The sequence below is a fragment of the Paenibacillus sp. FSL M8-0334 genome (assembly GCF_038000405.1).
In the GTDB taxonomy this organism is placed as follows: domain Bacteria; phylum Bacillota; class Bacilli; order Paenibacillales; family Paenibacillaceae; genus Paenibacillus_AQ; species Paenibacillus_AQ campinasensis.
In genome coordinates this window covers 712,748-726,922 of the sequence record NZ_JBBOCH010000002.1, presented here as the reverse complement: position 1 = coordinate 726,922, position 14,175 = coordinate 712,748, and the positions used below count along the sequence as shown (strand labels likewise).

General features: G+C 53.0%; 13 protein-coding genes. 1 reads left to right on the top strand and 12 read right to left on the bottom strand.

What is annotated here, in order from left to right; all coding sequences use genetic code 11:
* Nucleotides 1-12 precede the first annotated feature (12 nt).
* From MKX64_RS17455 to MKX64_RS17430, 6 genes are all read right to left on the bottom strand, one after another.
* Nucleotides 13-1,629: a response regulator transcription factor gene (locus MKX64_RS17455; RefSeq protein ID WP_095263887.1), complete on the bottom strand. Its 1,617-nt coding sequence runs from the start codon at nucleotides 1,627-1,629 to the stop codon at nucleotides 13-15.
* The gene (locus tag MKX64_RS17450) at nucleotides 1,619-3,424 is read right to left on the bottom strand and encodes a sensor histidine kinase (RefSeq protein WP_155617715.1); all 1,806 of its coding nucleotides are present in this window, start codon (nucleotides 3,422-3,424) and stop codon (nucleotides 1,619-1,621) included. Before MKX64_RS17450 ends, MKX64_RS17455 begins: the two co-directional genes overlap by 11 nt.
* 46 nt (nucleotides 3,425-3,470) lie before the next feature.
* A complete protein-coding gene (locus MKX64_RS17445; protein WP_341036796.1) occupies nucleotides 3,471-4,301 on the bottom strand; it encodes a carbohydrate ABC transporter permease in 831 nt (276 codons plus the stop codon).
* Nucleotides 4,302-4,319: 18 nt separating this feature from the next.
* Entirely contained in the window at nucleotides 4,320-5,195 is an 876-nt protein-coding gene (locus tag MKX64_RS17440) for a carbohydrate ABC transporter permease (RefSeq protein WP_095263884.1), read from the bottom strand.
* Nucleotides 5,196-5,336: 141 nt separating this feature from the next.
* The gene (locus MKX64_RS17435; RefSeq protein ID WP_341036795.1) at nucleotides 5,337-6,635 is read right to left on the bottom strand and encodes an extracellular solute-binding protein; all 1,299 of its coding nucleotides are present in this window, start codon (nucleotides 6,633-6,635) and stop codon (nucleotides 5,337-5,339) included.
* A gap of 292 nt (nucleotides 6,636-6,927) precedes the next feature.
* Nucleotides 6,928-7,947, bottom strand: a complete 1,020-nt coding sequence (locus MKX64_RS17430; RefSeq protein WP_095263882.1) for a glycoside hydrolase family 130 protein — start codon at nucleotides 7,945-7,947, stop codon at nucleotides 6,928-6,930.
* A gap of 212 nt (nucleotides 7,948-8,159) precedes the next feature.
* Here MKX64_RS17430 and MKX64_RS17425 point away from each other — a divergent pair, with 212 nt between their 5' ends.
* Nucleotides 8,160-8,555, top strand: coding sequence for a hypothetical protein (locus tag MKX64_RS17425; RefSeq protein WP_341036793.1), 396 nt, complete (start codon nucleotides 8,160-8,162; stop codon nucleotides 8,553-8,555).
* 115 nt (nucleotides 8,556-8,670) lie between these two features.
* Here MKX64_RS17425 and MKX64_RS17420 read toward each other — a convergent pair whose 3' ends face one another.
* The 6 genes from MKX64_RS17420 to MKX64_RS17395 form a co-directional block, all read right to left on the bottom strand.
* The gene (locus MKX64_RS17420) at nucleotides 8,671-8,931 is read right to left on the bottom strand and encodes a hypothetical protein (RefSeq protein WP_341036792.1); all 261 of its coding nucleotides are present in this window, start codon (nucleotides 8,929-8,931) and stop codon (nucleotides 8,671-8,673) included.
* A 38-nt stretch (nucleotides 8,932-8,969) separates the two neighbouring features.
* Entirely contained in the window at nucleotides 8,970-9,989 is a 1,020-nt protein-coding gene (locus MKX64_RS17415; RefSeq protein WP_341036789.1) for a 5-oxoprolinase subunit C family protein, read from the bottom strand.
* Nucleotides 9,986-10,735: a 5-oxoprolinase subunit PxpB gene (pxpB, locus tag MKX64_RS17410; RefSeq protein ID WP_155617718.1), complete on the bottom strand. Its 750-nt coding sequence runs from the start codon at nucleotides 10,733-10,735 to the stop codon at nucleotides 9,986-9,988. Before pxpB ends, MKX64_RS17415 begins: the two co-directional genes overlap by 4 nt.
* 232 nt (nucleotides 10,736-10,967) lie before the next feature.
* Complete coding sequence (locus tag MKX64_RS17405) at nucleotides 10,968-12,110, bottom strand: NRAMP family divalent metal transporter (RefSeq protein ID WP_230875632.1); 1,143 nt, start codon at nucleotides 12,108-12,110, stop codon at nucleotides 10,968-10,970.
* Nucleotides 12,111-12,226: 116 nt separating this feature from the next.
* Nucleotides 12,227-12,991 carry a LamB/YcsF family protein gene (locus tag MKX64_RS17400; RefSeq protein ID WP_155617719.1) on the bottom strand — a complete coding sequence of 255 codons (765 nt, stop codon included), beginning with the start codon at nucleotides 12,989-12,991 and terminating at the stop codon, nucleotides 12,227-12,229.
* Nucleotides 12,992-13,247: 256 nt separating this feature from the next.
* Nucleotides 13,248-14,018 (bottom strand): IclR family transcriptional regulator, encoded by a 771-nt coding sequence (locus MKX64_RS17395; protein ID WP_341036785.1) that lies wholly within the window; start codon nucleotides 14,016-14,018, stop codon nucleotides 13,248-13,250.
* Nucleotides 14,019-14,175: the final 157 nt, after the last annotated feature.

The window sequence follows — 14,175 nt, the reverse complement described above, 5'->3', positions numbered from 1 at the left end:
CGTTCCCCCGCTTCATCGCTTTGTCGTGGAATCCTTGGCATTCAGGACATCCGCATCCCGGGCCGCACTGAGCCCGCGGTACTCCTTTGGTGTCATGCCTGTGTACGTTTTGAACACCGATACAAAATACTTGTACTCCTTATAACCGACCTTGTCCGCAATCTCAAACACTTTGTCATGCGTGGTTGCCAGCAGCTCTTTCGCCTGCTCCATACGCATTTCGTTCATATACTCCGTGAAGCCTTTTCCGGTGCTCTGCTTAAAAATATAACTGAAGTAGCTCGGCGTAATCTTGAGCCAGGCCGCCACCTCCGAGGCTTTCAAATCGGAACGATAATGCTCGTTCATATACTTCTTCGCTTTTTCAACGATCCAGTAGGATTTATCCATCCCTTGCCGCTCGACGAGCTTCAGCCACTCCCGCAGCCGCTCCTTCACAAGTCCCTCCAGCGCGTCATAGGAGTTATATAGGTACATATCCGGGCCAGTTTTATGCACAGTCTCCAGCTCGGTCATGCCGCTCTTCCGCATCCGCTGCCTGATCAGGGCGGCCAGTTCCTCATAGGTGCTCCACAGGTTGTCTGGCAAATAACGCTGCTCCCGGAAGAAGGAAAACATGTCCGCTACAAGGCCATCCACTTCGTTAAGGTCCTGTTTCAGCATGGCCGCCACAAGTTTACTTGCAGCATTCGCTGCATCAAATGCAGGAATGCCGGCGTCCTTCAGGGTGATGTCCCGGTATTTCGGGAACAGCACATTCCTGTTCTCCAGCAGATGATAGGGAAGAAGCGCTTTGGCCTCCGCACATCGCTCCACGGTATCCGCCAGATCGCTGTAGATTCCGGAAGCGCCGCACAGGATGCCGGCTCTTCGAAGCGTCGGCTCCACCGCTTCCAGCAGCTGATCCCATGCTTGCCCATCCATTCGGATATCGGAGATGAGCAGTGTAATCAGCATATTTTCGTGATCAAACACGGACACGAGTCGAAGGTCGGGGCGCTGCAGCTCCGCATGCAGCAAGTTCACCCAGTCGTCCTGGATTCTGTCATAATGCGGCGGGGGCTCCTTCCCGAACCGTTCGATAAACCGGTCCATCTGCGTTGCCAGAATACGAAATCCCGATCCTCGAAGGGATGCCGGCGGCTCCTTCCCGCTTGCGATGCCTTGCCGCACGATATTCGACAACCACAGCTTCGCTTCCTGAACGTCTTCGTCCCGACGCTGTCCATGAATGTCGCCAACAATGTTCTTGACCACTTCCGTCAGCTCGTCAATCTCGACCGGCTTGAGCAGATAATCGCTGACGCCAAGACGAATCGCCTGACGCGCATATTCAAAATCCTCGTAACCGCTGATCATGACAACACGCACATCCGGGAACCGTTCCTTCAAGCACTCGGCCAACCGGAGGCCGTCCATCCCATCCATGCGGATGTCAGTCAACACGATCTGAACGTCCAGCTCCTCTATCCGCCGCAGCGCTTCCATACCGTCATAGGCCACACCGACGGCACGGACGCCAAGCTGCTCCCAATCGATCGTGTGCCGCAGCCCTTCGCAGATGACGGGTTCGTCATCCACGATCAGCATATGGATCCGCTTGCTGTCCTTCGCCGATTTACTGTCCATGCTTATCACCACCCTGATCCTGGCTTTCTCTCACCGGAAGTCTTAACCTGATCCAAGTGCCTTCCCGTGAGGTGCTGATAATTTCAAGTCCGTAGTCCGGCCCGAAGAAGATCGTCAGCCGTTCATGGATATTGGACATGGCTCCCTGCCGGATTCCTTCCTTGGCCCTTCCTTGAAGCGAGGATGCGACTTCCTGAAGCCGTGCAGGGGTCATTCCTTTGCCATTGTCGATGACATCAATAACCATCTCATCTCCGAATCGGAAAGCATTTACCGTGATTTCATTGATCGGCTTGCTCCGGTCATACCCATGCTTGATCACATTTTCGACCAGCGGCTGGATCGTTGCCTTCAGCATCAACATATCCTCCAGCCCGCTTTCCGTGGACAACGTATACTTCAGCTTATCGCCCAGGCGGCGCTGCTGCAGATACAGATAGGTCTGCACGAATTCCATCTCCCGCCGCAGCGTCGTTTGATAGCTGCCGTTATTTACACTCGCGCGGAAGAACTTCGACAGCATCTCAATCAGCTGGCTTGATTTATCGGCATGCTCCAGCCTCGCCGTCCAGCGAATCATATCGAGCGTATTGTAGAGAAAATGCGGGTCCATCTGGTTCTGCATCAGCTTCAGTTCGGATTCGCGCTCCCTCAGCTCCAGCTTATATTTGTGCTCGATCAGCTCCTGAATGGTCGAGACCATCTCATTAAACGTTCGATTCAGCTCCGCGATTTCATCCCTGGATTTGATCGGCACCCGGGCGCTGAAATCACCGTAAGCCACGCGGCTCGTTTCCTTTTTCAACCGCAATATCGGAGTGATGATCGTGTAATGGAAGCCGATCAATGCGGTGAGGCCCAGCAGCAGGATGGAGGAGAGGATGACCAGCATCAGGATTTTCACGCCTCGAAATTCCTCTGCCACGGTTGCCTCCGGAATCATGGAAACCACGTTCCAGCCTGTGTTTTCAACTTTCTTATAGAGCGTTAGATAGCGCTGTCCCTCAAGCGGATAATGGAAGAAGCCTTCCCGCCCAGAGGCCAGCTTGTTCAAGAGCGCCTCATCGGGTTGAAACAGGCCGCTCAGACCGCCCCCGGAGCCGAGCACGATCTGGCCCTGCTCTCCCACGATAAACACGCTGCCCTGCCCCTCCTCGAAAATCCCCTTCTCCAGCAGATTGACGATGCTGGCTTCATCCATGCGGATCGTTAACCTGCCGAGCGGCTTGGTGATGGCATTGTACGAGTTCAAGATTCTAAACATCGACAGGAGGCGAGTCTGCCCGTACCAGTCGCTGTTCAAGGCGTAGCCCTCCGTCCAGACAATCCCGCCCTTTTGCGCTTCGGCCTGGCGAATCCACATCGATTCATCCCCGCTGAACGGTTCTCCCATCTCAATGAAGCTGCCGTTGTAGCCGGACACCTCAATGGAACGGATATAGCTGCGGGACATGAGCTGGAAGGTAAGAAACTCCTCGATGTTCCGCTTCAGATTGTCGCGCTGACCGCTGCTCAGAGGAGGCGAGGCTCTAAGGAACGACCTCATATCCGGACTCAAGATCAAGTAGTTGGCGATATCCTCCACCATTTTGGTCTGCTCCCCGAGCTGATTGGTAACGTTATCCAAATTCCGCTTGGTGGAGTTAACGAATTGGTCCATAAGGACCTGATTGAATTTATATTGGGCGACCACACCGACGCCGAATGTAGGCAGAATGACGAAGAGGAGAAAAATGACGAGCGCTTTCCGCTTCAAACCGAAATTTCCGAGGTGTTTGCTGTAACGGTTCTTCATGCTGCTTCTCCCCTTCCATTCGCCTTATCTGTCCTTCAGTCCCGCCTTATCCTTTGACCGCACCAGCCGTCATTCCGTTCACAAGCTGCTTCTGCAGCAGCAGATAGAAGATCAGAATCGGAATCAGCGCAATCGTGAGCGCCGCCATCTGCAGCGTTAGGCTTGCCGTCTCGATGCCGGCAAAATTAGCCAGGCCAAGCGGCAGCGTTTTGAGTTCGGTGGACGTGATCAGAACCAGCGCAAACAGGTATTCATTCCAGTTATAAATAAAGTTCAGGATAATGACCGTTGCCAGGGCGGGTCTTGTGATCGGCAAAATAATCGACCAGAAAATGCGATACACGCCGGCGCCGTCCATCACGCCCGATTCTTCCAAATCCTTAGGGAATCCGCGCATAAAACCTTCGAGTATAAATACGGTCAAAGACAGGTGAAAGGCTGTATATGGCAAGATAAGTGACCAGTACGTATCCAGCAGGTACAGCTTCTGCATGATCAAAAATATCGGAATCAAGGTTGCGTGGATCGGCACCAGCATCCCCAGCAAAAACAAACCGTAGGTGAAGCCCCGCAGCTTGAACTGAAAGCGGGAAAGGAAATAGGCCGCAATCGCTCCGAGCAGAACCGTAATGATCAAGGAAGCAAACGTAATGATAATGCTATTCAAAAAGTAAGTATCCATGTTCGCAACTTCCCACGCTCTTGCGTAGTTCGAAAACTGCAGCGTGTCGGGAAGCGAAAACGGGGAGATGGCGTATTCCTGCTCCTGCTTGAAGGAGTTCACCACCATCCAAAAGGGTGGAACTATATTCATAATAGCGAACAAGCCCAAAAATGTGTATGCGAATAACTGGAACAAGCCCGACTTTCTCTTCATGGCGTTTTCCTCCTTTCGTTAAGCGTCCTTCTCCCGGCCAACCCGGTTGATCAGTGTAATGACGATCAGGCTGAACAACAGGACCAGAATGGACACCGCGCTGCCGTAACCGTAACGCATGTTGAGAAATGCGCTGTTGTACATATAGATGGTCATGACTTCTGTCTGATGCGCCGGTCCGCCGCCGGTCAAAATCTGAATCAGGTCAAAGACGCGGAATGAGTTGCTGATGCTGTAGACCACGCCTACCATAATCGTCCCGCGGATCATCGGAATTGTAATCCTCATCGTCCGCTTCAGGCCTGTGGCTCCGTCCAGCTCGGCCGCTTCATTGACCTCATCCGGAATGTTCTGCAGGGCGGCCAGGAAGATGACCATATAGAGTCCGCAGTTCTGCCAAATATAGGCGATGCTGATCGACAGCATCGACCAAGTTGAATCTCCGAGCCAGTTCTGCTTCCAGCTGTCCAGTCCGACCATGCCGAGCAGGTTGTTCAGCATGCCGTACTCGGTGTTGTACACCATGCCCCAGATCAGGGACACCATAACCGACGAAATGACGACCGGCATAAACCCGATGGTGCGGAACAGCCCGGAGCCTCTCAGCCCCCGGTTCAGCAGCAGCGCCAGCAGCAATCCCAGCGGAATCTGCCCGATCAGCCCGGTCACCATAATGATGATGTTGTTCTTTACCGACAGCCAGAACGTGCTGTCACCCAAAATTTTCACATAGTTATCCAGCCCGGCAAAGGTCATCGAGCCGATCCCGTTCCAGTTCATCAGGGAGTAGTACAAGGACAACCCGATCGGAACGATGGCAATGCCCAGATAGATGATCAGCGCCGGCAGCAAGCCGAGGAATATCGCAAGCTTGGTTCCTCTCAGCGTTTGCATCAGGGTTCCCTCCTTAGTGTGTGCCCTCCAGTCCCGAAGAAAGAAGAAAACCCGCTTCATCTCGGGTTTTCTTACATCATCTCCGGTTTGGGATAGCAGAATGATCGTGAATCTTATGAATCGTTTATCGTTGATCCGCTTTTAATTCATGTCGTCAAAAGCTTTCTGCACTTCCTCCGCAATGTCCTCCGGCGTTCCATGGCCAATCGTCAGCGCCTGCAGACCGTTCTGCAGCACGTCAACCACCTGTGTCGGAATAACGCTGTCAAATACCGGGGCGGTACCGCCATCTGTAAGCTCCAGCATCTCCTTCAGATACTTGCTTGCATCTTCAGGCACTTCTACTTTCGCTGGAACGACAACACCGTTGCGAATCAGCTCTTTATACAGATCCTCGTTCACGAAGAACTTAAGAAATTCTTCCGCGGCTTCCCGCTTCTTCTCATCCAGCCCGCTCTTCATGGCAATGCCATACTGCACGACGCCTGCGCTTTTTGTCGGGTCGCCTTTACCGCCTTCCACACTCGGGAACAGGGCGATGCCGAACTTGTCACCTTCTTCGTTATTGATCCGCACCCGGCCGTCAACCGTAGCCGAGGAGATGTGCATCGCCGCCTTGCCCTGGATGAAATAATCCTGCGCCTGTACCGAATCCATATTGTTGGCGTCGGTATTGAATGCGCCAAGCTGAGTCAGCTCCTCAATGACAGCCAGCGCCTTCACGAATTCAGGATCGGTGAACTTGGCCTTCTTCTCCAGCACGTTCGTCAGGAAGTCGCTTCCCGTGAAACGGTCGCCAATAATCGAGATATAGGAGGATTGCAGCGGCCATTGTTCCTTGTTGCCAAGCGAAATCGGGGTAATGCCCGCTTCCTTCAACTTCGTCACCGCATCGATAAATTTGTCGTAGGTGTCAGGGAACTCATCATAACCAACCTGTGCAAACATCTCCTTGTTGTAATAAATAATATCTACGAAGTTCTGCTTGGTCGGTATGGCGTATTGCTGCCCGTCCACGTTGAAGCCCTCGAGTGCGCCTTCAGGCAAAATGGAGGACCAGTTATCCATCAGTTCATTGATCGGCTGCAGCAAATCTCCCGCTACAAGCGGATCAAGGTCTGCTCCCGGCCATACGACGTTAATGTCCGGAAGATTGTTGCCGGCTGCCAGCGTGCGCAGCTTGGTCTTGTATTGCGCCGCAGGCACGCCGTCCTGCTTGATCACAATGTTCGGGTGCTGTTTTTCGAATTCGTCGATGCGCGCCTTGTATACTTCATTGTCCACATTCGGCGATGTCCACGGGTGCATCATATTGATCGTAATCTGATCGCCATCGGCTCCGCCGCTGGCCCCCGTGTCTTTGCCGCAAGCCGTAACCAGTGTAAGCATGGCTGCCAATCCGAGAAGCAGTACTTTTTTGCCTTTGTTTCGTTTGTTCATAACCAACCCTCTTTTCGTAATTGTTTAACAAGGATTAAATCTAACAGGCAATGACGTGTTTATTTCCTTATTCACGTTATATTAGACATTATAAAGCGGAGCATTCATCATCTATATCCCACAAACCTTCGATTACATCCAAAATATTGCGATGATTTAGTTATTCGTGAGAATCCGGTTTGAAATTAGGTTATATTTCATAACATTATTTGTTAGTTATTAAATAAATTGTATGCGGTTTCATTTGAGCTTCAAGGGGAGCCGCATCATCGCGGCATCCTTCTCTTGTTGTTTAGTTTTGCGGTTCGTTCAGAATATAATCCACCAGCTCGTCCAGCGGCACGGTCGCAAGCGCAATCGCCGTATCGGTTACTCCGTAGTAGATATAGAGCAGACCGTCCTTGACCACATTTCCCGTCGGGAATATGACGTTCGGAAGCTGGTATCCGAATTTTTCATAATACGTCTCCGGTTCCATGATGAAATTCCGTGTCCGGGCAATCACCTTCTCCGGATTGTCGAGATCGAGCAGCATGGCCCCGACGCGATAGACGACATTGTCGTCGACGCCGTGATACAGGACAAGCCATCCTTTGTCCGTCTTGATTGGAGGTGTGGACCCGCCGATTTTCCGCGATTCCCATGATGGATTCTCGCCTTTCGCGAGCAGCTTCGGCTCTTCCCAATGAATCAGATCATCGGAATAGGTGATCCACATCGCCGCTTTCTCCGTGCCGTATTCCTCGCCCACGTATTCTTCCGGACGCCGGAGCAGCACATATTTGCCATTGATTTTCTCAGGAAACAGAATGTTGTCCCGATCGTTGATGTCCAGTGGCGTCGTATCGGTCAGAAACTCCCAATCGATCAGGTTCTTGGAGGTCAGAATCGAAGAACGAGTGAGCCAGTGGCCCTCCTCTTCGCCCCAGCCATCCGGATATTTCGGAATCGAGCGCTCAGGCACGCCTCTTCCGGTCGGATAGTAGCTCATCGCACACGGTCTCAGCGCATAGTTCATATAAAAGGTGTCGTCAATTTTGACCACGCGCGGATCCTGTACACTTCCGTACGGGAAGCCCAATTGATCCGGCGTCACGATCGGCTCATCCTTCACATGGGTGAAATGAACGCCATCCTCGCTTTCCAGCAATCCGAGGTAGTTTTTACAAGGCGTGAGCGAACCTGCTGTCCGCTCGATCATATAAAACTTGCCGTCTTCGATAATAACCGCCGGATTAAATACGGTCACCATTCTCCATTCATAGCCTCCTGGCACTACGATCGGATTCTCCGGATGTCTCTCAATCTTCATCTGTTGGCCCTCCTCATGTAAACCTCTAAATGTTGGCAGCCCTCTTCCGCAGCGTCTCCTGTAAGCGGCTCAGGTCTTACGTCAGCCCCGACAAATGTTTGTCAGGCATGTTCGTGAATCCGCTTTATTTTTACTGGGTGAAGTCCCCCTTTGCCTATCATGCAACTGCTTATAGGCCTATTATAGGTCCCATTCGTCTGGCATAATATCCTGTGAACTTTCGAAAACATCCAAATTATCGGGGGCATTTTCACAAGAGAGGAGAATCCGGATGGAGGGACTGCCAGGGCGCTTCAAGCAAAAAAACCGGCAAAAGCAACAGCGCTTCTGCCGGTTTCTATATTGTGATCAAGCCTGCCTTGCCTGAGTTTCCCTATCGCCCTGGACCACGGCAGGCAGAGCTATATATTGGCCCTTATCCCGCCATAAGCCTGTACAAAGTGCATGACACCGTGGAAGATCAAGACAATCATGAGCGGGGTAACAGACCCTGTGAAACCGGACAGGACAAGGATCAGGATCGTAAAGGCATGGAAACTGATCGTCACTGCTCTTTGCCGCGTCGTATCGAGACGAAAAACAGCGTATTCTTTTTTCGCATAAAATAGTAAGCAACGATGGCGCAATAGATCGCGAATTTGATCAGAAATGCAACGGTGGAAAACGTATGTCTGATTTCATTTCCGTACGAATCGGTGATTTTCACGATATATTTGGAGTTCTCTAAAGACGGAAAGCGCCGAGAATCCTCCGAAAAAAAGCACAGCAAAACACCGTTGTCCCCACGACGGATTTCACACTTGACCAATCCTTCTTGGGCTTGGATGATCGCCCTCGGCCCTTCGATCGGTTCACCACCAGCGCATAGATAAGAATATACGGCACGTAGATGCCAAGCAGAATGTTCATGCAGAGTATGGCCAGATACGTCACTTCGATCCCCTCCGGCTCCCCATCATAGTGGACGGAGCGATCCTCTGTCAACCTCTGGAAAGGAAACGATGAGCGACGAAACCTGCACCCTACACACCCTGCTTCATATTCACCAATATGCCGGCTTTCATCTGCTGAATCTGCTGCTCCCGCTGAATGTAAAGCTTCTCGGCCTCGTTGACCGTGATTTCACGAAAACGAAGACGTCTGCCCGGCTTGATCTGGGCAACTACCGGAATATCCACGACCGCCACCTGGGCAATTCTCGGATATCCGCCCGCCGTCTGCCGGTCTGCCATCAGAATGATCGGGTTGCCGTCCGGCGGCACCTGGACCGTTCCCGGAATGACCGCCTCCGAGATCATCTCCAGCGGCTCTGCCAGCGTCAGCTCCGGTCCGGTTAAACGGTAGCCCATTCGATCCGATTGCGTGGATACCTGAAAGGATTTCTCATAGAACTGCTGCCGGCTGCCTGGCGCAAAATATTCAAACTGGCTGCCCCGGGTGACGCGAATGACTGCATCTCCCCCCTCGTGCGGATGAAACCCTCTGCCGGTATGCCAATCCGTGGATATATAATCGGATGAGACGCCCTCCAGCTTCCGCGCCCATTGCTCTCTATATTCAGCGGCCCGCCCAGCTGAGGCCTTCCATGCAATGACGTCTCCCTCCGCCAGCGCCCTGCCCTGATAACCGCCGATGCCGGCCCGGAGATAGGTGCTTTTGCTGCCCATCACCACAGGCACATCATACCCTCCGGCCACCGCTACATAAGCACGGCTGCCAGCCTTGCATGCCCCGAACTGCAGATGGCTGCCCTTCCTGACATACACCGGCCGCCACATCGGCAGCGGCTGCCCGTTTACCTTTGGCGACATATCGCCTCCGGTTACGGCAAGCAGTGCGTCCTGCTCCACGATGAGCGATGGGCCTACCAGGGTAAGCTCCAGTGCCGCTTCATCCTCGTCGTTTCCGACCAGCAGATTGGCCAGTCTCAGGGAGACCGGGTCCATGGCACCGCTGACGATTACGCCATATTTCTGATAACCGTACCTCCCCAGATCCTGAAGGCTGGTCAGCAGTCCCGGCTTGACGACCTTGAAACTCATATCCTTCCCCCTCTGAACTCCTCATATTGTGCTGGTGTAATCGCCCGGAACTTAACCACGTCCCCTGCCTGAAGAAGGCTTGGCGGATGATGCTCCGGCCGGAACAGGGCGAGCGGGGTGCTTCCAATCAGCTGCCAGCCGCCCGGGGTGACAATCGGGTATACACCCGTCTGCTTCCCGGCGATGCCTACCGATCCTGCGGGAATTGACAGACGGGGAGACGAGCGCCTCGGGGTAGCGATTCGCTCCGACATGCCGCCGAGAAAAGGAAATCCCGGGGCAAACCCGATCATATACACCAGATATTCGCCGCTCGTATGAATGTCGATGACCTCGCTCGGAGTCAGCTTGTTATGCTCTGCGACATACGCCAGATCAGGCCCGAATGATCCTCCATAGCATACCGGGATCTCCACCGTTCTCGCTTGGCCGGAAGCCTCGGTCGCCATCCCGGCCGCCCGTTCGCGCACAAGGTCAGAAACGATTTCATATGCGGATTGGCTCTCCGATAACGGTGATGCCATATTTCTTACCGCCAGCAGATCGTAGAAGACGGTTACGCTCGTAAAGGCGGATACGCATTCGATCATTCCGGGAAATGGTTCTGACTCCAGACTCGCCGTCAGCGCTCTTACTTTGCGATTGATTTCGGGGTCAATCCCCTTGCCAAATTCAATCCGTACGGCCGATTCCCCATACGGGTATATCTCGATTTGATCACGGCCCTTTAATTCGGCCTCTCTCATGCTTCGGTCACCTCTTTCACCAGGTCATGCCCTGAATAAAGTATACATGAATAGGATGATTCCTCTGCTCGCTCTGACGATGATCCGATAGAAAAAGGCCGAGACAAGAGAACCTTGCCTCAGCCATACAGCCTTCATCTCTTCGAACCACTGCCTCACATTGCACCGTCATCTCTATCGCGGATGCTGGCTGTCAGCGGGCGTTCATCGGCAGGAAATGTGGCAGCTAGACTTACTGGAACAGCTTCGGCAATTCATTAACCAGCGTGTAGCCGCCCATTGCCGCCATCATCACAACGACCAGCCCGCCGAACAAAGTCATCCATAGCGGATGCTTGTAATCTCCAACGATCTTCTTCTTGTATGCTGCCACTAGAAGCACGCCAAGCGCGATAGGCAGAATGAGCCCGTTCAGTGCGCCGACCAGCACCAGAATTTTCACCGGTCTGCCTACAAGCACAAATACGAGTGTCGACAACAAAATAAATCCGATCGTAATCCGGTGATGATGCTTCTCCAGCGCCGGGCTGAAGGTGCGGATGAACGACACCGACGTATAAGCAGCCCCGATGACCGAGGTAATCGCAGCCGCCCACATGACGATGCCGAATATTCTGTACCCGATGTTGCCGGCTGCCAGCTGAAAGACAGACGCCGGCGGGTTCGACGGATCGATGGCCAAGCCCTTGGCGACGACACCGAGCGCTGCCAGGAACAAGATCACACGCATGACAGCCGTCACCAGGATGCCTGTTACCGAGCTTCGCGTCACTTGGGGCAAAGCGCTCTGGCCGCGAACCCCGGCATCGAGCAGACGGTGACCGCCCGCGAATGTAATATATCCGCCAACCGTTCCGCCGACCAGTGTAACGATCGCCAGAATGTCAATCTGATCCGGGACAAACGTTTTAACGACCGCTTCGCCTACCGGCGGTGCGGAAGTGATCGCAACATAAATCGTCAGCGCGATCATGACAAAACCGGCAATTTGCGTAATCCGGTCCATCGCTTTTCCGGCTTCCTTGATCATAAATACCGCAATCGCAATAGCGCCGCTGATCATCGCACCCGTAGTCGGTGATATGCCGAGCACCACATTGATGCCAAGACCCGCCCCGGCGATATTGCCGATGTTAAAGGCGATGCCCCCCAGCACAATGAGGAAGGCCACGAAGTAGCCAAGCCCCGGAAGCACCATGTTTGCGATGTCCTGTCCTCTTTTTTCCGAAACGGCGATAATTCGCCATACATTCATCTGTGCTCCGATATCCAAAATGATAGACATTAAAATAACAAAGCCAAAGCTGGCCGCAAGCTGCTGCGTAAAGACCGTGGTCTGCGTTAAAAATCCAGGTCCGATGGCTGAAGTCGCCATCAAAAAGGCTGCGCCCAGCAGTAAGCTCCAGCTAGATTTCGGTCCGCCGGACGCTTGATTCTCCAGCTCCAATGATTTTTTATCGGATTTCAAACGCATATCCTCCTTGTTCCACTTTATTCAGATCCAGCCGCCTGGATCAAGATGCCCGAAGATTCGCACGCCTCCCGGATTCGCTTCGCGAATACCGCAGCATGTGCCCCGTCCCCGTGAATGCACACCGTATCTGCCGAGATCGCAATGTCGCTTCCCTGCAGCGTCAGCACCTTGCCTTCCTTCACCATGCGGATAACTTGCGATACAGACTGGTCATCGTCTGTAATCAATGCATCCGGCTGATTTCGGGGGGTCAAGCTTCCGTCCTGCTGATACGTTCTGTCTGAGAATACTTCATTGGCTGTCTTCAGGCCGATTCGCTCTCCAGCCCGAACCAGCTCGCTGCCGGAAAGCCCGAACAATATCAGCTCCGGATCAACCTTATATACCGCCTCAGCAATCGCCTCAGACAGCTCCTTGCTCTTCGCGGCCATATTATACAGCGCACCGTGCGGCTTCACATGCTGCATGCGTCCACCCTCGGATTGTACAAATGCGGCCAGGGCACCGATCTGATAGACAACCATGTCGTACGCTTCCCGCGGCGAAATATCCATATTGCGCCGGCCAAAACCGATGAGATCCGGAAGGCCCGGATGCGCTCCAACTGCGACACCGTGCTTCAGGGCCATCTGTACGGTGCGGCGCATAACGCCCGGATCCCCGGCATGGAAACCACAGGCTACATTCGCCGATGTAATCCGTCCGAGCATCTCCTCGTCCACACCCAGCTTGTACGCACCATAGCTCTCTCCAAGATCACAATTCAAATCGATCCGATACATTTCCTCACCCCACCCATCTTCGTTCCATTATTCGGAATATAGATTCCGAAATTTTTAATTATATTGGATTATAGCTAATGCTTCGTGTTTACGCAATATGTACTTCATCATTTTCTCGTGTGTGGCGTTATGTTATGTAACTCCCCGTGTTAGATGTTGAGAAGGAGGAGGTATGGTTAATGGGGAGCGTCCCGTCTGTCAACAATAAAAAACTCATCTCCCATATTGTGAGCAACAGGGTAGATGAGTATGTACATTATAATGGAATTCTGCTCGAAGGTTCCCAGCCCAGCTTGCGGGAAATTTCCTCTGCCGCACGGACCACCTTCACGCTCAGTTCAGGCAGCCGTTCGTCCTGAAACCGGTCATCCGGCCCTGCCACACTGAGGCCGGCATACACTCGTCCGCGATGATCAAAAATCGGTGCCGCCAGGGCAGCTGTATCGTTCTCCAGCTCAGAGCGGCTGATCGCGTAACCGTCTTCCCTGGACTTCTGCAATATTCGGCGTAGCTTGTCTTTATCGGTAATCGTTCCGAGCCCTCTCGGCATTAGCTCCGTTTCACGCAAATACTGCTCCCTCTCCTGATCCGGCAAAAACGCGAGAATGATGCGGGAATCGCCCGCATATAGCGGCGATCTGCGGCCGATCTTCGTATACAGCCTCACCGGATGATTCGTATCGACCTTCTCAACGTAGATGGCTTCCCTTCCATCTTTCATGATGAGGTTCACGGCCTCGCCTACATCATCCCGAAGCTCCTGCATGATCGGCAATGCGACCTGCCGAATGTCCAGCCGATCCGCCACAAGTTGACCGAACTGGAGAAATGACAAGCCCAGCGAATACTGGCCATCCTCATGCCTTGCCAGGAAGCCCATCTCTTCAAGCGACATCAGCATCCGGTGAACGGATGTTTTCGGCATGCCAGATAGCTTGACCATATCGTTCAGACTTAATGCCGGATGCGTAATAAATAGCTGAAGGAGATCCATCGATTTCACAAGCGTTTTGTTTTTGTTCTGCATCTGGTAGGTTACCTCCTTGCTGAAGGGGAGCTCCGGCAATGCGCCATTTGCTGCAATGCTTCATTGTAGCCATCCCGCCTGTCCATATGCCTAACCATTATACATAGGGGAGATGGGGAATTCAATGCATGCAGGCTACATAAGGGACAGACGTTGG